This is a genomic window from Bacillus sp. BML-BC051 (genome assembly GCF_019656175.1).
GTDB classification, from domain to species: domain Bacteria; phylum Bacillota; class Bacilli; order Bacillales; family Bacillaceae_G; genus Bacillus_A; species Bacillus_A mobilis.
The window spans coordinates 1-378 of sequence record NZ_BPLI01000218.1; the positions used below are offsets into that span (position 1 = coordinate 1).

Below are 378 nucleotides of genomic sequence, written 5' to 3' on the forward strand. Positions count from 1 at the left end.
ACTGCAGCTTCCTTTTTGTGCAATATACAGTGAAAGTCGATTATCATTGTTTTCTATGTGTGCCCGTTCATTTATAACTGGATTGTCTCTTAACCATTTCAGTTCCGCTACGGTTATTTCTGCCAAGTTTTGGTGTATAAGGGCTCGTCCTGCTGCGGTGTATCTGTTAATAGATTGCTTTTTCATCATCGGTTTTTTGTGTTGAATATAGGAGATTGGTAAAATAGGACATTTCATGAGAAATCTCATCGCTTTTGACTTTAGGTATGGTTTAATACCTCTGTCTTTCCCTTTATATTTCCCTATATTCGTGTATCCGTTTGTGTTGCTTTTTCCTCTAATTTTTGACTTTGGGAATCTGTTATACATCATGTGACC

At 36.8% G+C, this 378-nt stretch carries 1 pseudogene; it reads right to left on the reverse strand.

The features are described from left to right. Positions 1-378, reverse strand: a pseudogene (locus K5S59_RS30040) (group II intron reverse transcriptase/maturase); the annotation flags it as partial.